19 protein-coding genes and 1 other RNA gene are annotated in these 18,681 nt (G+C 53.0%); 2 read left to right on the top strand and 18 right to left on the bottom strand.

Going from position 1 to position 18,681, the window contains the following annotated elements; all coding sequences use genetic code 11:
• Nucleotides 1-3: 3 nt before the first annotated feature.
• The 13 genes from gspK to ffs form a co-directional block, all read right to left on the bottom strand.
• Nucleotides 4-939, bottom strand: coding sequence for a type II secretion system minor pseudopilin GspK (gene gspK, locus ACUTSU_RS04510; protein WP_445649728.1), 936 nt, complete (start codon nucleotides 937-939; stop codon nucleotides 4-6).
• The gene (gspJ, locus tag ACUTSU_RS04505; RefSeq protein WP_445649727.1) at nucleotides 936-1,547 is read right to left on the bottom strand and encodes a type II secretion system minor pseudopilin GspJ; all 612 of its coding nucleotides are present in this window, start codon (nucleotides 1,545-1,547) and stop codon (nucleotides 936-938) included. Before gspJ ends, gspK begins: the two co-directional genes overlap by 4 nt.
• Complete coding sequence (gspI, locus tag ACUTSU_RS04500) at nucleotides 1,544-1,921, bottom strand: type II secretion system minor pseudopilin GspI (protein WP_445650237.1); 378 nt, start codon at nucleotides 1,919-1,921, stop codon at nucleotides 1,544-1,546. The genes gspJ and gspI overlap by 4 nt, the downstream gene beginning before the upstream one ends.
• Nucleotides 1,911-2,402: a type II secretion system minor pseudopilin GspH gene (gspH, locus tag ACUTSU_RS04495; RefSeq protein ID WP_445649726.1), complete on the bottom strand. Its 492-nt coding sequence runs from the start codon at nucleotides 2,400-2,402 to the stop codon at nucleotides 1,911-1,913. The genes gspI and gspH overlap by 11 nt, the downstream gene beginning before the upstream one ends.
• A complete protein-coding gene (gspG, locus tag ACUTSU_RS04490) occupies nucleotides 2,402-2,878 on the bottom strand; it encodes a type II secretion system major pseudopilin GspG (protein ID WP_445649725.1) in 477 nt (158 codons plus the stop codon). Before gspG ends, gspH begins: the two co-directional genes overlap by 1 nt.
• Before the next feature lie 5 nt (nucleotides 2,879-2,883).
• Nucleotides 2,884-4,095: a type II secretion system inner membrane protein GspF gene (gene gspF / locus ACUTSU_RS04485; RefSeq protein WP_445649724.1), complete on the bottom strand. Its 1,212-nt coding sequence runs from the start codon at nucleotides 4,093-4,095 to the stop codon at nucleotides 2,884-2,886.
• On the bottom strand, nucleotides 4,085-5,581 hold the full coding sequence (gene gspE, locus ACUTSU_RS04480; RefSeq protein WP_445649723.1) for a type II secretion system ATPase GspE: 1,497 nt from the start codon (nucleotides 5,579-5,581) through the stop codon (nucleotides 4,085-4,087). The genes gspF and gspE overlap by 11 nt, the downstream gene beginning before the upstream one ends.
• Entirely contained in the window at nucleotides 5,578-7,470 is a 1,893-nt protein-coding gene (gspD, locus tag ACUTSU_RS04475; protein ID WP_445650236.1) for a type II secretion system secretin GspD, read from the bottom strand. The genes gspE and gspD overlap by 4 nt, the downstream gene beginning before the upstream one ends.
• Nucleotides 7,471-7,595: 125 nt before the next feature.
• Entirely contained in the window at nucleotides 7,596-8,102 is a 507-nt protein-coding gene (locus ACUTSU_RS04470; protein WP_445653813.1) for a type II secretion system protein N, read from the bottom strand.
• A gap of 49 nt (nucleotides 8,103-8,151) precedes the next feature.
• The gene (locus ACUTSU_RS04465) at nucleotides 8,152-8,643 is read right to left on the bottom strand and encodes a winged helix-turn-helix domain-containing protein (protein ID WP_445649721.1); all 492 of its coding nucleotides are present in this window, start codon (nucleotides 8,641-8,643) and stop codon (nucleotides 8,152-8,154) included.
• 410 nt (nucleotides 8,644-9,053) lie between these two features.
• Nucleotides 9,054-9,548: a FidL-like protein gene (locus tag ACUTSU_RS04460; protein WP_445649720.1), complete on the bottom strand. Its 495-nt coding sequence runs from the start codon at nucleotides 9,546-9,548 to the stop codon at nucleotides 9,054-9,056.
• Nucleotides 9,533-10,333 (bottom strand): winged helix-turn-helix domain-containing protein, encoded by an 801-nt coding sequence (locus ACUTSU_RS04455; protein ID WP_445653812.1) that lies wholly within the window; start codon nucleotides 10,331-10,333, stop codon nucleotides 9,533-9,535. Before ACUTSU_RS04455 ends, ACUTSU_RS04460 begins: the two co-directional genes overlap by 16 nt.
• 343 nt (nucleotides 10,334-10,676) lie before the next feature.
• Nucleotides 10,677-10,773: signal recognition particle sRNA small type (gene ffs / locus ACUTSU_RS04450), an RNA gene on the bottom strand.
• Between the two features lie 157 nt (nucleotides 10,774-10,930).
• Between ffs and ACUTSU_RS04445 the strand changes: the two genes are divergently transcribed.
• Entirely contained in the window at nucleotides 10,931-11,245 is a 315-nt protein-coding gene (locus ACUTSU_RS04445; protein ID WP_445649718.1) for an MGMT family protein, read from the top strand.
• 65 nt (nucleotides 11,246-11,310) lie between these two features.
• Here ACUTSU_RS04445 and ACUTSU_RS04440 read toward each other — a convergent pair whose 3' ends face one another.
• The gene (locus ACUTSU_RS04440) at nucleotides 11,311-11,802 is read right to left on the bottom strand and encodes a YbaY family lipoprotein (protein WP_445653811.1); all 492 of its coding nucleotides are present in this window, start codon (nucleotides 11,800-11,802) and stop codon (nucleotides 11,311-11,313) included.
• Nucleotides 11,803-12,032: 230 nt separating this feature from the next.
• On the opposite strand from ACUTSU_RS04440, the gene tesB reads away from it, so the two are divergent.
• Nucleotides 12,033-12,896: an acyl-CoA thioesterase II gene (gene tesB / locus ACUTSU_RS04435; protein WP_153857814.1), complete on the top strand. Its 864-nt coding sequence runs from the start codon at nucleotides 12,033-12,035 to the stop codon at nucleotides 12,894-12,896.
• A gap of 247 nt (nucleotides 12,897-13,143) precedes the next feature.
• On the opposite strand, the gene amtB is transcribed toward tesB, so the two are convergent.
• From amtB to ACUTSU_RS04415, 4 genes are all read right to left on the bottom strand, one after another.
• Complete coding sequence (amtB, locus tag ACUTSU_RS04430; RefSeq protein WP_445649716.1) at nucleotides 13,144-14,430, bottom strand: ammonium transporter AmtB; 1,287 nt, start codon at nucleotides 14,428-14,430, stop codon at nucleotides 13,144-13,146.
• 36 nt (nucleotides 14,431-14,466) lie between these two features.
• The gene (gene glnK / locus ACUTSU_RS04425; protein WP_012005549.1) at nucleotides 14,467-14,805 is read right to left on the bottom strand and encodes a P-II family nitrogen regulator; all 339 of its coding nucleotides are present in this window, start codon (nucleotides 14,803-14,805) and stop codon (nucleotides 14,467-14,469) included.
• A 292-nt stretch (nucleotides 14,806-15,097) separates the two neighbouring features.
• Nucleotides 15,098-16,876, bottom strand: coding sequence for a SmdB family multidrug efflux ABC transporter permease/ATP-binding protein (locus ACUTSU_RS04420; protein ID WP_445649715.1), 1,779 nt, complete (start codon nucleotides 16,874-16,876; stop codon nucleotides 15,098-15,100).
• The gene (locus ACUTSU_RS04415) at nucleotides 16,869-18,644 is read right to left on the bottom strand and encodes a SmdA family multidrug ABC transporter permease/ATP-binding protein (RefSeq protein ID WP_445649714.1); all 1,776 of its coding nucleotides are present in this window, start codon (nucleotides 18,642-18,644) and stop codon (nucleotides 16,869-16,871) included. The genes ACUTSU_RS04420 and ACUTSU_RS04415 overlap by 8 nt, the downstream gene beginning before the upstream one ends.
• Nucleotides 18,645-18,681: the final 37 nt, after the last annotated feature.

Below are 18,681 nucleotides of genomic sequence, written 5' to 3'. Positions count from 1 at the left end.
ACTCTAGTGTTCTCCCCAGCCAAACTGGCGCCGAATGACCTTCATGCCGGTACTGTTCCGTTGCAAGATGCTGACCAAGCGATACCTGCCGTCATCCAGTTTCACCCGCAGTTCCACAGTAAAGCGGTTGCCGGTAGTGACCAGTCCATCAGCCAGGCCGCCGTCTTTCAGCTTACGCAGTTCGGGGTAGTTATCCGTGGTTAAAAAGTCCAATGAGCTCCAGCCAAGCTGCGGCCGACCGGCGATGATCGCCAGGAGTTGCTCGTTCCCCAAAGCATTCAGCAACATCGCCCTGATCAGCGGCAACTGCCGCTCCGTGGCGGTGTTAAGGTTAATTTGCAGCGTATTATCCGGTAAGGCGCAGACCAATGGCGCTATACGCAGGTACAGTTCACGGTTTATGACGCCGATCTCCCGCAACTCACTAGCATCTTCAATCAGATAGCCCGTTTCAGACGTACCGCGTTGTGCGCTGATTTTCATAATAACAGCGTCGGCGATAGCACCGGCCTGCGGCTCGTCAACGCCCAGATTGGTGAGCAACAGCATGAATATCCGCTTCTCTCTCGCTATTTTCGGCTTTTCGCCCCCAGCGTCATCCACCGGGGATGACGCCGCGAGCGCATTCAAATTAAAACAAACATCGGCGCTGACGATACGCACTGAAATCTCTCCCTCTTCCGTGCGCATGGCCATATCTTCACGCGCCCATGCCTGCCCCAAACTCACCGAGACCTGCTTATCCAACGCCTGTTGCAACTGCCTTTTGGCATAGATTTCTCCGCCCAACAGCAGCCATTTGGCCCTTAATTGATCCTGCTGAAACTGCGCTCGCGTCAACGACCGCTGCCAGTAGCTATTGATATTCACCGCAATAATCGTCATCACCGACATCATTAACAAAACCATCAACAACGCCATTCCCCGCTGTTTATTCATGATTGTTCCTCAGGCGACAGCGGGACAATGCGCCGCACCACGCCGAAAGAACCTGTTTCGACGGTGATCTCGACTGCCTGAGGCAGCCAGGTGCTGGCATGCCATGCCGCTAACCATTCGCCTTGATAATAAAAACGCAGTTGGAACCGCAACACATCCGACAACAACGCCACACTGCGCGCGGCAGACGGCGGGCTGTTCAGGGCTGGGGAGCTCAGGCGGTCCAATCTCCCCTTCTGAAACCGATATTCCACCCGCTCCAGCGTCGAACGCGGCAGCCTGGCACCGGGGTTATGCCAGTAATTTCTGATCATCGTGACCCGATAGCCGCCATCCCTCTCCGCAGCCCCGCGCGCCATAAACTCAGGTATGCCGGGTTGACCGGCCAAACCGGCCGGTGTGCGGGTGAGTGCATGAGTAAAGTCCCGTTCAATGAGGGTTAGCGCCCGTTGCAACTGAACCATTTGCGTCGATTTTCGCTGGGTGATCTCACTGTTTCTCAATACACCTTTGAAAATCATCATCGCCGTGAGCGACAGCAAAGAAAAAATAACGATGGCCAGCATCATTTCCACCAGAGTAAAACCGCGCTCCGCGTCCCTGTTCATGGCAATTCTCTGTAGGCCAACAGCCTGATCAAGGCGCCTGGCGCCTGCGGATCGCGCCGAACTTCCATTTCTATCGCCCGCATCCCGGCATCCGTGGTGTCTCTGCCGCGATAACGCCAATACCAGGTTTCATCCGCCATTTCCGTCGTCCCCTGACGCCATGCCTGCGCGGGCAGGACTCTATCAAGCTGCAACAAAGTCAATTGGTTATCCGCTACCCACAGGGCAATATTCTTCGCCTCGATGGCCCCCAGGCTTTGCACCTGCCCTCCGGTTGTTTTGATTAACGCCATGCAACCAATGGCGAATATCATCAGCGCAACCATCACCTCCAGCAGGGTCATGCCTCGCTGCCGTTTATATTTAAGCTTCATCACAGTGGGCTTCTGTCGTTTCAAATGTAAAGAAACCGGTCGCGCTGAGCTGCCACTGGCATTTTCCCTGCAGCAATGTGACGGAAAACACGGTGGTTTCACCCCCCGGATACAGCCAAACCTGCGGTTCCTCCTGCGGTGGCCACTCGCCTTTCAGCGAAACCGCCTGCCGTTCCAGGGCCAACGACAGTTCAACCTCGGCCGGTAGCGGTGAGCCTATCGCCACCGCAGTTTTATCCTGCGGTTGACCGTCGGCGACAATACGCCACCCCTTGCGGCTGAACGCCACGCCATAGGTTGTTCCTTCACGCTCAGCCCGTTCCGCAACCTCATTCAGCTGCCAGGCCAGTTGCTCACCCTGCCTTGCCAGTTGATTTTCAACTGCGGGAGAACGCAGCATCACCAGGCTGCTGGTGATGCCTAACAACAGCAGCACCAGCATAATTTCCAGCAGGGTAAAACCGCGTTCGCACCTCATCATTACTCTGCTTTATCCGCCGTTTTCTCAGGCCAGTTACCGATGTCATCCTCACTGTCGGCAATACCATCCTGGCCGCTGGAAAACACGTCCAGCTTCCCGTGCTTGCCGGGATTACGCAGTTGATACTCATTGCCCCAGGGATCCTGCGGCAGGCGGCGGATATAACCGTCTTCAGGATAATTGCGAGGAATCGGCGCCACTTCAGGCTTGGCCGACAGCGCCGCCAACCCTTGCTCCGAACTTGGATAACGCCCGTTGTCCAACTTGTACATATCCAGCGCATTCTCCAGGGCGACAATATCGCTGGTCGCCTTTTGCTTATCCGCTTTCTCTTTATTTCCCATCAGGCTGGGAATAGTCAAACTGGCCAATAACCCCAGAATCACAATCACCACCATAATTTCCAAAAGCGTAAAACCCTTTTGACGAAACTTGCGTACACGACTGCTCTTTCTCACTTTATTTTCCGTTAACATCTTTCTCATCCAATCATGTTATTGAGCTGCAATATTGGCTGCAGGATAGCCAAAATAATAAACAGCACCGAACTGGCCATCACTATCACCAATAAAGGTTCAAACAGCCCCAGAGCCAAGGTTATTTGCCGATTAAAGGCATCCTGTTGCATATTCGCCGCCCTCTCGAGCATCATTTCCAATTCACCGCTGCGCTCACCGGACATGATCATGTGCCGCATCATCGGCGAAAAAAGCGCGGTCCCCTCCAGAGACGGCGACAACCCTTCGCCTTCACGCACCCGTTCCATCGCCGCCAGCAACCGCTGCCGGGCATCATCATTGCCCAACACGCTGGCGCTGATGCGCATCGCCTCCAGCAACGGCACCGCACTGGCGTTCAAAATACTCAGCGTTTTGGCGTAGCGCGCCGTATTCACGCCAAGGGTCAACTTGCCGATAACCGGCAGCCGCAGGATAAAAGCATGCCACCGGGTACGCCTGGCCGGCTCCTTCAGGCGATAGCGAAACAAACCGATGCCCACCAGCAACAACATCAGCACTGCCAGCCCCCACTGTCGGATGACGTCACTGGCACCGATCAGCAGCCGGGTAGACAACGGTAGGGCCTGTTTCATATGAATAAATTGCTCTATGACTTTAGGCACCACCGCAGTAAGCAAGATGGCTACTACCCCGATCGCCACCACCGTCAGCACCATTGGGTACACTAATGCCTGAGTGATCTTGTTTTTCATTTGCTGACGCTGTTCGACATAGTCGGCCAAACGCTCCAGCACCGGCGCAAGATGGCCGGAGATTTCGCCGGCAGTCACCATGGCGCAGTACAGGCGATCAAAAATAGGCGGGTATTGCCCCAAGGCATGCGCCAGGGAAAACCCCTCCAGGATCCGCAGACGTACCTGCGTCAGCACCGCCTGCAAGCCTTTCTTTTCCGTTTGCCGCGCCACCGCCATCAGCGCTTCTTCTAGCGGCAACGCGGCGGACATCAACGTCGCCAACTGACGGGTCAACAACGCCAGATCGCTGCTCGTGACGCCGGAGGTCAGCCTGAATCCAGCCAGCTTGTTGAACCTGTGCGTTTTTTTGGCTTTAACCGCCAGCACCTGCCATCCTTTTTCACGCAGCAGGTCACGGGCATGGCGCAAGGAATCTGCCTCGAGCTCCCCGCGTCGGGCACGCCCTTGCCTGTCGCAGGCATGATAATCAAACCTCATCGCCATCCCCTTCGCGGGTCACTCTCAGCACCTCTTCCAGGCTGGTCTCGCCGGCGCTCATTTTGGCGATCCCATCCTGACGTAAAGACTGATAGCGCGAGGCGGCCAGCCGCATGATGTCGATCTCGCTGTCACCGCGGTGGATCGCCAGCCGCATGGATTCATCCAGCACCAGTAGCTCATGCAGCCCGATACGGCCAAGGTAGCCCTGCCCACTGCAGGCGTTACAGCCTAGAGGCCGCCAGCAAGTGACATCCTGATCCACAGGCAGATCAAACGCCCGCCGTTGCCGAGCAGACAAGGTGTAGGGTTCGCGGCACTGCGGACACAGCCGCCGCACCAGGCGCTGCGCCAACACGCCGCTAAGCGAACTGGACAGCAAGAATGGCTCAACCCCCATATCTCGCAGGCGGGTAATGGCGCCGATCGCCGTATTGGTGTGCAACGTGGACAACACCAGGTGCCCGGTCAGCGAAGCCTGAACCGCAATCTGCGCCGTTTCGCCGTCGCGGATCTCACCGATCAGCACCACATCGGGATCTTGGCGCAGCAACGCGCGCAGCCCACGGGCGAAAGTCATGTCCACCTTCGGATTCACCTGAGTCTGCGCAATGCCACTCAACTCGTACTCGACGGGATCTTCGATGGTCATGATGTTGCGGTTTTCGTCGTTAATCTGGTTCAACAAGGTATAGAGCGTGGTGCTCTTGCCGGAGCCGGTCGGCCCGGTAACCAGGATGATGCCATGCGGCTGCTGAATCAGACGCATAAGCGCCTGTTGACGCTCCTGCGTCATCCCCAAACTGGGCAGATCCAGTCTGACGCTATTTTTGTCCAGCAGGCGCATAACTACCCGTTCGCCGTGGCTGGCCGGCATCACCGATACGCGCACGTCGATCGCCCTTCCACCGACCTTCAACGTCATGCGTCCATCCTGCGGCACCCGTTTTTCAGCGATGTCCAGTTTCGACATCACCTTGATGCGCGACACCAGTAGCGCGGCCAACTTGCGCTGTGGCGCCAGAATGCGTTGCAGCGCACCGTCAATCCGAAAACGGATCACCAATTCGCTTTCGTAGGTTTCGATATGGATGTCTGAGGCACGGGCTTTGATTGCCTCGCTCAGCATGGCGTTGATCAGGCGGATGATTGGCGCATCGTTCTGCTCATCCAGCAGGTCCTGTTGCTCCGGCAGCTCTTCCGCCAGCGTGTAAAAGTCCAGCTCGCCGCCCAGATCGTCGATCATCTTCTGCGCATGACCGGCCTCCTGCTGGTAATACGCCACCAGTTTTTGTTCAAAGATTTCAGGCTCCAACCGCACCAACATCGGCTCGCCCAGCAAACAGCGGTATGCCTCCATCAGCGCGGCCTGAGCCGTTTGCTGATGGCAATACAGCAGTGTGCCGCTCTGTTCGGCGACGGCGAGCACGCCGTGCTGGCGCGCCCAGGCAAAAGGCAACAGGTGGCCTGAGGGGCTCGGCGTCATGATTTTCCCTCTTGGTCATAGAACGCATTGACCTGCGAAATGACGCGGAGAAACGCTTGATTGTCACCCGCGGTTTGGCCGGAGGAGATTTCCTCGCGCAACGCCGTTTTCAACTCGATATCTTCCCGCTGCTCAACATCAAATTTGCCTACTTTACGTTGGCTCTGCTGAGAGAATCCTTCGGTCGTCCGAATGATGGTCGGGCGGATGAATAGCATTAAATTGCGCTTGCTCTCTTTCACCGACGTAGAACGGAACAGCGCGCCCAATACCGGAATTTTTCCCAACAGCGGAACGCTGCTTTCCACCTCTGAATTAGTTTTATCCAGCAGACCGCCAACCACTACCGTTTCACCGCTGTCGACCAACACGGTGTTATTTACCGTACGGATATTAAAAGTGGCGCCCAGGGAATCGGCGGAGACCTGCGTATTGTCGGCAACGCTGGAGACTTCCTGCTCAATCTGCATCAGGACCGATTGCCCCTTGTTAATCTGCGGTTTTACCTTGAGTTTTATCCCCACGGTTTTACGCGAGACGGTATTGAAAACGTTATCGCTGTTGGTGGTTTGCGAACCGGTCAAAATAGGTACATCCTGGCCTACGCTAAACTCCGCTTCGGCGTTATCCAGGGTGACAATGCTCGGCGTAGCCAGAATATTATTTTGATTATTGCTGGCGATGGCGGATAGCAATACCCCCCAGTTTCCGCTGTAAAAGCCGGTCATCAAACCACTGGCCTTGTTGAAAGCCTCGAGCATGCCACCGTCAAAACCTGATGAAACGCCAGGTACATTGCCGCCAAACTGCGTGCCACCGCCGTATTTATTGGCCCACTGGACGCCGATATTCAGCCCCTGGCCATCCTGCACTTCGACAATCACCGCCTCAACCAGCACCTGAGCACGGCGGACATCCAACTTGGTCACCACCTCTTCCAGGTCGCGCATCACATCCGGCGCAGCGGTGATGATCAACGCATTGGTTTGCTCATCGGCTTTGATCACCACATTTTTCAACAAGGCTACATTGGTTGCCGCACCTTCTTTTTCATTTTGCAAGCCTGAGCTAATCCCCGTCAGCACCTCGACCAGGCTCTGCGCCTTGGCGTATTTCAGTTGAATGACTTGGGTATTGCCTTGATTGACGCTCTTGTTATCCAGCTGATAAATCATGTCCTTAACATATTCGCGGATCCGATCGTCGCCGGTGATCATCACGGTATTGGTTCTTTCATCCGCGACCAGCCGCAGCGTCGCAGCACCCGCCATCCGCTGCTTGCCCTCTTCGCGGAACAGCGCATTGACCATACGCACAATCTCGGCCGCCGCCGCATGCTTCAGCGCAAGCGTTTCTATCTGATTGCTGTCGTCCTGATCCATCTCCCGAACAATATCGATCAACCCATTCACTACCGCGGCTCTGCCGGTGATCAACAACGCGTTGCCCTGTTCATAGTGCGCCACGCTGCCTACGCCCACGCTGTCATTCAGTTGACGTAATAATGGGGAAATATCCTTGGCCGCGATATTGCGCAAAGGAACAATACGCATCACAACCTCATCCCCTTCCCCAATCAGCTCACCGCCGGCCTGCGACAAAGCGGCTCTTTTCCCGTCTTTCGCCACAATGACTTTAAGTACGTTATTTGGCATACCGATGACGGTATATCCGTACACGTCCAGCACGTTCAGGAAGAATTGATAATATTGTTTATCGTTAAGCTGCTCATAGCTACGTACGGTGACTTTGCCTTTCACCGCCGGATCAATAATGATCGTTTTGCCCAGGTTTTTACTGACCGTATTGATAAACTCCTGAATATCCGTACCTTTGAAATTGGCAGAGAATGACGCTGCATGCGTTATCCCGGGGGTAACCGCCAACATTAATACCACCACCAGTTCCCGCCAGGGAAGGCGGGCCAGTTGATGGCCAAAATGGTAAAAAAGATGCGTAATCACAATGTAGCCTTATGACCTTAAAAAGTTCCAATTCTAAAAAGAAAGCACACCTAGTCTTTTAAAATCATCAAGGCGTAGTATCCATTCTCGTCAAGCAATATCTTGTCTTGCAGTATCCGTAATACGACGACGTTACTGTTAGCAATGCGATCGCCCATACCATAACTGGCCTGTTTGCCGGAGCGTTCTATTATCGCCAGGCTGTGTTTGGGGTTATCGCTAAACAGCAAGCCGGTAACTTTGCCCGCCAAACGCGTTTCAGGGGCATTGTTGATAACATCGTCGCTTATCCCCTGCGAGCTAATCTTATAGCTCATGCCGTTATTTCCCTCTCCCCGACTTTCCCCATAGCGGCCAAAAAAATCAGCATTGTTGATTTTTTCTATATCATCTTGCGCAGGGAAACCAACATAACGTCCCCTTTCAGGCACGAAATTACGCTGCGACGATACATCTGTCTGTTCGAGATGATAAATTTTCCAAAGCTGAGAAAAAATAAACACCGCATTCGCCAAGAAGAAAAATGAAATAAAAAAAACAATAAACCGTTTACTCACTTAGGCCTCGGGGTAATCAGATAAATTGGCGGCACGTTTTCATCAGGCGCTAAGCAGACACACCCACAAACATCGCCACCGAAAACAGCAGAGTCAACGTCAGTGCAATTTTGTAGTTAATGGTTTCCAAAATGCCCTTCTTCCCTTTTTTACTTTCCGCCAGTTTTTTATTTTCAGATCCAGCACCCTCAGTGGTTTCCCGCTCGCAGGCCTGAAAACTCAGCATGACGCCAAATCGGGGAATGGTTTTAATCACCTGACCAGGGATACCGTGCCGCGAAAACAACGACCGACATTGAAATATAATTTGATGATAATTGTTATCGCTGATGGTTTCATGATTGCAAAACCATACTGCGCGAATGATATCATTCTTTTTATATATACCACTAAGCAGACAGAGAATAAACCGACGCTGCAACTCAGTCATTTCAATAACGATGTTCTCTCTTTTAAAAAATAATGTTTTATTATTGTTATCCAATACAACTGACTCATTTTCCATCAGGGTGTCATTCAGAGCAATGTCATGTATATCCACATCTCACCTATTTCTAGAAAAAATAATAATCAGGTATTTTTTGCATTCTCACTCCCAAACGCCCCTGTTCAGGGAAGAAGCAAAACAATAGCGCGATTAAAGATACCATCTAATAAAACATGAAAAATAAGGAATGGCAACAGCATCCAAACACAATATATAAGATAAAATTAATAATATTTCAAAAAACAAATAAAAACAAAAATAATCAATAAAAACAACAAATTACATGAATATATAAAATAAATAAAATAACATATATAAAAATATATATCATTTTCTATAATTATAGAAATCCTGATGTGGGGCGGGAGTCAGGAATAGAAAAGCTAAACCTGACTATAATAACAAAGGAGACGAATAGTAGTTCACTAATAATTCCCATCGTTACTATGTTCTCACGCCTCAGATTATGATTTCACATTACAAATAAACATCGGGACATAAACGCTACTAAACATCAGAGTGTCCTTATCAAGATAATTTATATGATAGAAGTTAGATTCACTATTAAAAAAATAGGAGTACACTTCAGAGGGTAAGGTATCTCTTACCGAACGCTGTTCATTGTCATATTGGAATTTATAAAAATCATCTTGTGCGACATACGTAAAATTAACATTGCGACGCACAAAAAACCGCTTATCTCCGCTGCTCGCCACCCCATTCAAAGTCATAATACCCTTATTGCTTGTAAAAAAAACGTAGTGCATTTTTAAAACAAGACGAATATCCATTGGTATGCTGGAATTATCCAAATCATTGGCGTAAGTGAACTTCGCATTAGCTTCGCAGGCAATGCCCTTTAAATCCTGATGGGAATGGGTGAGATAATATATACTACTGCCAAAAACAATGCACAGAACAATGAGTATCATCGACAGTACGGTTAACTTTTTTTCCATGCGCGGATATACTCGCTTTCACAATGATGATAAAAATGATCGCTGTCCATTACACATTTTGCGATAAACTGACGGCCACTGTCTTCTGTGGTGTTAAGTGAGTGATTGAGCCCTGTAATAATCACTTCATCCTTACCACATCGATTGCCATAAAGATCCTTTTCGGTCAAAAACTGCAGGTAGCGATCCGTTTTTTTATCGAGATACCTTCCAGAGTAATAAATCGGGCAACCTTTGACCACACCAAGATAAGAGATAAACGGGTGTTTCTCATTTTCACGGTAATGCTGATAATAAAAAAACAAGAAAACCAGGATGGCAAGCGGTAATGCAATTGATAAGGTACGAAGTAACGTAATCAGATAATAACGATGTGCATATGGCCTTTGGGTACCACTGGTGTCAGACATTAACGGGGGGGCATCTTCCGGCGATTGGCTGGGAGGGGCAATTTCCAAGATTTTAATTAAAATGGTTTTATTAATTCTATAACCTGTTTTAGCCACCGTGATTATCAAGCGATCGCTGAATCCTACGGAAAGCAATGCCCGGCGAGTCAGGCTAATATATTGGTTCAAGGTTGCGGAAGATACACTCAGACCTTGCTCACCCCAAACCTGCTTAAAAATATCCTCCCTGCTGACCGGCTTCACGCCATGCTCAAGTAAGCATTTGAATACTCTGACATTCAGGCTCGATAAAAATACTTCCTTACCATTTCTCATACTCTTTAAAGAGCCGTTCTCGGTATTAAAGGCAACTTTGTTATCAATGATATAAATCATGTTACAGCCTAATCTGATGCCTGATTAATGTCCAAAACGCCGTACAACCCCATTATAGTCAATATCAAAATTATTGCCTGACAACGCCAAGCATTCACAATATTTTAACCACAACATCGATACCCCGCAACATCAAGATAATTATCATCCTATTCAGATATCGCTGAAAAAGAAAAAACATCGAGACCAACATTCTTGAGACATTATATTATTTTTTAGGTAAAAATCTGATCGGATGACTGATTATAACGTCTATTTATCGAGCGGACAGGTTAAACGACGATAGACAAAACAGTGCGTAAGCGGTGGGGGAGGAAAAAGCGGAAGCTGAAATTGGTGGAGGCCCTGCCAGCTACATCCCGGCACACACGTCACCTGCTGCGGCTGCTTCCTTCCGGATCTGACCGAGTTCACAAGTTAGTGTTGCGGGAGAACCAACAGGGCCCCCATTGACGGCTTCCAAGACTGCGAAGCGGTGGGCATTATCGGTGATGGCCAGCCAAATAGCAAGCCAACCGGGGCCAACCGCTGTTTTCTTACCCACCTCGACTGTGGCACACTTTCATCCTTGGTTTTTGCCGCAGCAGGAAAACAGAAATGGAGCCAGAAGATGCCTCATTCAGCCAACGCGTATTCCATGTGGTGGCAGCCATTCCCTATGGCAAGGTCACGACCTATGGCGAAGTGGCGCGGCTGGCCGGTTCACCACGCGCCGCACGTCAGGTCGGCGGCGTATTAAGGCGCCTGCCCGAAGGCAGTAGCCTGCCCTGGCATCGGGTGATTAACCGACACGGCCAAATTTCACAGCAGGGAGAAGACTTTCAGCGCCAGCGCCAGGCGTTGCTTGAAGAGGGGATTATCTTTGGCACGCACAGCACAGTTGATCTGCTGGTTTACGGCTGGCGCTGGTAATAACAAAACAGCCTTTGGCCGAAGCGCAAAGGCTGTTGAAGGTTTACTGTTTCAGTGCTGCCAGCTTACGGCATGGTTGTCGGGGCTGCCTGAACCGCAACGCCCTGTACCGGGACCATTACCAGGTCAGCACGGGTGCCGTTACGGTTTACCACTTCCTGGATTGTATCGGTAATAAAGGTCATCTGCCCATTTACCGTAATTGCCGCACTCAGGATGATGCGTGCATTAGGCTGAATATCGGCCGGGTTGTACGGCAGGACAAAATTAAACGGTGCCTGTTTACCCTCGGTGCGAACCGCACGCTGGGCAATGACTTTAGACGGAGCATCCGCCAGTGAGGCATCAGAGAGCGTGACTGTCAGTACTGCATCCGGTGGCAGCGCGATGCGCTGGCGAATGTTAACCGAGCCAGTCACCGCTGGGCCCTGAATCTGCGGTTGCGCAATCGCCGGGTTTCCCGTTGTTGGTACAGGCACATTCGCACTCTTTTGGGCACAGCCCGCCAGGGTGATGGTCAATGCAGCTGCCCCACCTACGATTTGCCAGAGTTTCATGGATCGCTCTCCTTTTTTATTATCAACATGTTGGTGGCTTTCACCACCGCACCTATTAAACTTAGCACAAAACACTGAATAATCCATTTAGTCCTGCCTATTAATCACTTAGCCCTCTAATAACGCTCAGCATTCAGTCAATATTCTCTGTGCTATAACGCAATATATTGACGTCTTGCCGTGATATTCCGCACACTGCGCAAAATGATTATTAAAAGGGTAGTAACTTTATGAGCCAGGCACTGCAAAACCTCCTCGATCTGCTGGATCTGGAGAAAATTGAAGAAGGGCTGTTCCGCGGCCAAAGTGAAGATCTGGGGTTACGCCAGGTCTTCGGCGGGCAGGTGGTGGGCCAGGCACTGTATGCCGCCAAGCAAACGGTGCCTGCGGAGCGCAGCGTCCACTCGTTCCACAGCTATTTCCTGCGTCCGGGCGACAGCAGTAAGCCAATCATTTATGACGTGGAAATTCTGCGCGACGGCAACAGCTTCAGCGCCCGCCGCGTCAGCGCCATTCAGCACGGCAAACCGATTTTCTACATGACCGCCTCCTTCCAAAGCCCGGAAGAAGGCTTTGAACACCAGAACACCATGCCCGATGTTCCACCGCCAGAAGGGCTGATGAGTGAATCAGACATTGCCCAGAAGCTGTCGCATATGCTGCCGGACAAGGTGCGTGAGAAGTTTATCGGCCAGAAACCGATTGAGATGCGTCCGGTCAAATTCCACAATCCGCTGAAAGGCAGCGTGGAAGATCCGCACCGCTACGTATGGTTCCGCGCCAACGGCACCATGCCAGACGACCTGCGCATCCATCAGTACCTGCTGGGTTATGCGTCCGACTTCAACTTCCTGCCGACGGCGCTGCAGCCACACGGCGTCGGTTTCCTGGAGCCGGGCATGCAGGTGGCAACCATCGATCACTCAATGTGGTTCCACCGCCCATTTCGCATGGATGACTGGCTGCTGTACGTGGTGGAAAGCACTTCCGCCTCCGGCGCCCGTGGATTTGTACGCGGTCAATTCTATACCCGTGACGGCGTATTGGTTGCCACCACGGTACAAGAAGGCGTGATCCGCCAGCGCGAAGCCTGATAAACCCAGGCCAAAGAAAAAGGGCGATGGTAACATCGCCCTCAGATTGCTAACAACGTTCTTTGCAGTTAAAAGTCCTGATCTGAGGACTAATAAAAAACAAAGAATTATATCTTCTGATTTACCCCAAACATCCGAAAACCACGTTTTTCGGGTGTTTGTCATCAGGCTAAGGGCGATGGTGGCATCGCCCTTTCTGCATCATCATTATTTTCTAGTTATTTAGCGCACTGCCCTTCTTCAAGGCTTATTGGTTATAGGCACTCTCGCCATGGCTGTTGACGTCCAGGCCTTCGCGCTCCTGCTCTTCCGGGACGCGCAGCCCAACGATGGCCCCCGCCACTTTAAAGGCGATAAAGGCCGCCACACCTGACCACACCAGCGTGATCACCACGCTCAGCAACTGGATCCACACCTGATGCCCCATGGTCACGCCTTCTGCGTAGCCGGTGCCGCCCAGTGAGGCCGAGGTGAATACCCCGGTCAGCAGGCAACCGACGATACCGCACACGCCATGCACACCGAACACGTCACAGGTATCATCTACCTTCAGCCATTTCTTCAGCGTGACCACGCCCCACAGACCGGCGATACCGCCAACCAGGCCGATAATCAACGCCCCACCAACACCCACGGTGCCTGCAGCCGGCGTGATGGCCACCAGACCGGCGATCATGCCGGAACAGGCGCCCAACAGGGAAGGTTTGCCGCGAACAATCCACTCGGCAAAGGTCCAGGAGAGGATAGCGCCGGCAGTGGCCACCACGGTATTGAGGAATGCCAGTGCCGCAATGCCATTAGCCGCGCTGGCAGAACCGGCGTTAAAACCGAACCAGCCGATATACAGGATGGAAGCGCCGGTAAACACCATTGGCAGGTTGTGCGGTTTGAAAGCTTCCTTACCGAAACCGGCACGCTTACCCAGTAGATAAGCGCCAATCAGACCGGCACTGGCAGCATTGATGTGCACCACGGTACCGCCGGCAAAGTCCAGCGCGCCGTCAGCGGCCAGGAAGCCGCCGCCCCACACCATGTGGGCAATCGGCAGGTAAGAAATGGTGAACCAGATGGCCGCGAAGATCACCACCGCTGAGAAGCGGATACGCTCGGCAAAGCCCCCCACCACCAACGCCACGGTAATACAGGCGAACGAACACTGGAACACCACGTGGATCATCTGGCTAAAGGTTCCGGTAACGCTGTCAATACCTATGCCTTTCAGCATTGCCGTCTGGAAACCGCCGAAGAAGGCATTGCCTTCGCTGAAAGCCAGGCTGTAGCCATAAAGCACCCACAACACGCACACCAAAGCAAAAGTGACGGTGACCTGGGTCAACATGGAAAGCACGTTTTTGGAACGCAGCAAACCACCGTAAAACAGAGCGACACCCGGCAGGGTCATGAACAGCACCAAAGCAGTGCAAATTATCATGAAGGCGTTATCCGCCTTGTCTGCGACCGCCGGAGCGGCCAGTGCCAAAGAAGGAACCATGGTTACCGTACTCAGGCCCAACATGGATAAAAGTTTTTTCATTATCAATCCATCCCCATTACTTTACTGAGCCAGTGATTACAGTGCTGCTTCGTCTGTTTCGCCGGTGCGAATGCGAATGACACGTTGCAATTCGGCAACGAAAATTTTGCCATCACCGATTTTGCCGGTGTAGGCCGCTTTACTGATAACATCGACCACTTCATCCAACTGATCGTCAGCGATAGCGATGTCGATTTTTACCTTAGGTAAGAAGTTGACGCTGTATTCGGCCCCACGATAGAGCTCAGCATGCCCCTTCTGGCGACCAAAGCCTTTTACTTCGCTTACGGTCAGCCCCTGAATGCCCACAGAGGATAGGGCTTCACGCACGTCCTCCAGCTTGAATGGTTTAATCACCACGGTCACCAGCTTCATATTGCCCCTCCACGAATTAAGCCCAAACTCCCCCCGGTACAAGACTTATAAAGCAAAGGCTATGCCATAAATGGATTTGTACGCGGATTCAGCAAATTAACCAGCAGGATGGGGATCTGACATGCGACGGTCGGCTGGCAGAGCGCGATCAGCTGATGAGCCGGTTAAATATTGCGCACTATTTTGGTGCGAAGCGCGTCGAAAAAGTGCAGTGAAAGGGATTTAAAACGGATCTGTGCCTGTTTGTGGTGCGTGGCGCTCAAAACAATAAGGGGGCCGCAGCCCCCCGAGATCATGCGGTTGGTATTCCTTCACGGGTCGCGGCGGCCAATTCTTCACCCACCAGTTGCAGCTGATACATCTGGTAGTAACGCCCCTGCTGCGCCAGCAGTTGCTGATGGTTACCCTGCTCGACAGCCTGACCACGGTGCAACACCAGAATCGAATCGGCATCCACAATGGTCGACAAACGGTGAGCGATCACTACCAGCGTGGTGTGCTCGCGGATCAAACTCAACGCCCTCTGAATAGCTTGTTCCGTACCCGAGTCAATGTTGGCGGTAGCTTCATCGAGGATCAGGATCTGCGGTGCCTGTACCAGTACCCTGGCCATCGCCAATAGCTGCTTCTGACCCACCGACAGATTATTACCCTGTTCACCCAGCCGGGTGTGAATGCCTTCAGGGAAAGAGCGAACCAACTCAGCCAGTTGCACCCTTTCCAATGCCTGCCAGACCGCATCTTCACTGATATTGCGCCCCAGAGTCACGTTGACCAGCACCGATTCGGCAATCACCACCGGATCCTGTTGCACCATAGCGACTCCCTGACGCAGGATAGCGTGTGAAAGGCTGGACAGAGGACGCCCGTCGAGACGCACTTCCCCCTGATCGACCGGGTAATAACCCATCAGCAGGTTGGCCAGCGTGCTCTTGCCGCTGCCGGTATGGCCGACCAGCGCCACGAAGCCGCGTGAAGGCACCGACAGAGAAATATGCTGCAGCACCTTCTTGTCATCCCGGTAGGAAAAACTCAGGTCGTCAATATCAATACGACCACTCTCCAGCGGACGATTGTCCGTGCCGTAGCTCTGCTGACTGCGATCCATCAGTTCGAAAATACGCTCACCGGCCACCACTGCCTGCTGCAAAATCGACTGTTGCGAGGTCAATTCAATCAACGGCTCATTCAAACGCCCCAGATAGTTGATAAAGGCATACAACACACCTACGCCGATCGCCCCCTCACCGCTGAAGCCGAACAACATCAGCAGGCCGCACAGCACCAGCGCCGAAAACAGGCTGAGCAGCGGACGCAACAGGAAACCGTCCAGGCGCAGCGTCTGCATACGCGCGGTATAGTGGGAACGGCTGGCAGCGCTCATGCGCTCGCCGAAGCGGATCTGCTGGCGGAACTGCTGGATCACGCCCATGCCGTTAATCACTTCGTTAAAGCCGTCGTTGATGTCCGCCAGATAGCTCCGCACCCGGCGCACAATAGGTATGCTGTAGTATTGATAAATTCCCATCACCACAAATACCGCCGGGAAGATGCAGATAGCCACCAGCGCCATGCGCCAGTCGAGGCTGAACATGGCCACCAGCATAGCGCCAATCAGCGCAGCGCTTTTCAGCACCGTGGACACCACCATCACATACAGATCTTTAATCACCTCGGTGTCATTGGTCACCCGTGAGATCAACTGCCCGACGGGCTGAGTATCAAAAGCGCTCAGCGGTTGGCGCAATGCTGCGTCCATCACGTCCGTTCGCAGCCGTTGAACCACCCCGACCGCCGCCTGGTTAAACAACAATGCCTGAAAATAGTGCAGTGCCGCCGCCAACAGCTCCAGCAGAATATAGGCCGCCGCCAACCCGCAGACGATAGTCAGCGGCAACTGCCCCTTGGCAACGTAGTTATCGATAAAGTAACTGACCAGGATCGGCCCGGCGACTTCCGCCGCCGCCGCGACCCACAGCATCAACACCGCCAGCCCCAGCGGTTTGCGATACGGCGATCCATAAGCCAGTAACCGTTTCAGCGTCGGCCACAGCTTTTGCATCTTATTCATTGGCTTCACTCTCCTCACCGCTTTCCGGGGCCTCATCCAATGCCGCCTCCAGTTGCTGATAGCGATACATATCGCGATACCAGCCGGATTGAGCTGCCAGGGACACATGCTGCCCACGCTGTGCCACATCGCCATGCTGGATCACCAGAATTTCGCTGGCTTCGGTCAACGCCGAAAGTCGGTGTGCGCTGATAATTACCGTGCGGTTTTGCCCCCAACTGCGCAGGTTATGCAGGATCTGGTGTTCGGTACGGCCATCCACCGCCGACAACGCGTCGTCGAGGATCAGAATTTCCGCGTCCAGCAACAGGGCGCGCGCGATGGAAATACGCTGCTTCTGACCACCGGAAAGCATCACGCCACGCTCACCCACTTCGGTTTCATAGCCTTGCGGCAAGCGCAAAATATCTTCATGCACGCTGGCCAGGCGGGCCGCATGCTCAATCTGTTCCTGCGTCGCTCCTGGGTTGCCGAGCGCAATATTGTTCGCCACGCTGTCAGAGAACAAAAACGGGGTCTGGCTGACTACGGACAACCGCGAACGCCAGTCGTCGAGTTTCACCTGGGTCAACGGCAGCCCCTGATAGCTTATCTGGCCGTCATCAACATCAAATTGGCGCTGGATCAGTGACAACAGCGTCGATTTACCGGCCCCGGTCGGGCCGCACAGGCCGAGCATTTGCCCCGGTTCCAGCTTCAGCACCACATCGTGTAGCGCCGCGTGGGTATTGCCCGGGTAGTGAAATGCGCGAATGTCGATTGCCAAATTGCCACGCCCAGTCGGCAAGGCTTGCTCGCCGTCCGTCACTGCCGGCGCTTCATCCAGCAGGCTGCGGATACGGCTATAGGCCGCGCTGCCACGTTCAACGATGTTGAACATCCAGGCCAGCGCCAACATTGGCCAAATCATCAGGCCGAGGTACATCACGAAGCTGGTCAGTTGGCCCAGCGTCAGGGTGCCGTTCACCACCATCCAGCTACCGCCGCCGATAGCCAGCAGATTGGCGGTACCGATGGCGATATAAATCGTCGGGTCGAAACGGGCATCCACCCGCGCCACGTGCATGTTTTTGGCGCCGGTCTGGGCGGCCACTTCGGCAAACTGATTGGACTGATGATCTTCCAGGCCAAACGCCTTGATCATGCGGATGCTGGTCATGCTTTCCTGCGCCTGATCGTTCAGGCTGGAAAACGCCGCCTGCGCCGATTTAAAACGCTGGTGTAACTGGTCGCCGTAGTACTTGATGACGATCGCCATGATCGGCATCGGGATCAGCGACAGCAGGGTCAGCTGCCAGCTGATTTGGGTACTCATCACTACCAGCACCGCCAATCCCATCACCAGCGAATCCACCAGCGTCAATACCCCTTCACCGGCGGCGAAAACCACCCGGTCGACATCATTGGTGGCGCGCGCCATCAAATCACCGGTACGGTGACGCAGGTAGAATGCCGGGTTCTGACGGCTAAGCTGGCGGTAGAAGTTTTCACGCAGCTCCACGGCAAGCTGATAGGATGCACCAAACAGCAGCACCCGCCACACGTAGCGCAGCAGGTAAACCACCACGGCAGTACCGAGCATCAGCCCCAGCCATGCCATTAATACGCCGCCGGACATCTGTTTTTCGGTGACGCCATCCACAATGATCCCCACCAGCTTGGGCGGCAACAGTTGCAGTATGGCAATGATGATCAGCAGCACCACCGCCCCGAGGTAGCGGCGCCACTCGCGGCGGAAATACCAGCCGATTTGAGCAAATAGTCTCACGCAGTTTTATTCCAGGATGTAAAATACTCGTCGGCTT

This window comes from Serratia sp. NA_13, assembly GCF_052691735.1.
This window is presented reverse-complemented; position numbering and strand designations above follow the sequence as displayed.